The organism is Belnapia sp. AC561, from assembly GCF_979252845.1.
Genome location: NZ_CEEDBP010000144.1, coordinates 1 through 316, shown reverse-complemented (window position 1 = coordinate 316; position 316 = coordinate 1). Strand labels below are relative to the sequence as shown.

General features: G+C 71.5%; 1 protein-coding gene. It reads right to left on the bottom strand.

Features of this window, described 5'->3' with window-relative positions:
- The coding region (locus AC0IW9_RS30495; protein ID WP_471652057.1) for an SMP-30/gluconolactonase/LRE family protein at positions 1-316 on the bottom strand (316 nt) is incomplete at both ends.

The following is a 316-nucleotide window of genomic DNA, read 5'->3' as shown; positions in this document are numbered from 1 at the left end:
ACACGCGGTAGCACCCCGGCAACCTTGGTGCGCAGGCGGTACACGCTGGTCGACGCGGTGATGTAGAGCGTGCGACCGTCCTCCGCAAACGCCAGGTTGGCGGCGACCTCCGGCAGCTTCAGTTGCCCCAGCACCTTGCCCTGCGGCGAGATCACCCGGATTCCGCCGGGCCCGGTCGCCCAGATGTTGCCGCGCGTATCGACCTTCAGCCCGTCCGCACCGCCGCCGCCGCCCGCGGGGAAGGCGATCAGCACGCGCCGGTCGGACACCGCCCCGTTCGCGCCGACCTTATAGGCGTAGATGGTGCCCGGCGGGC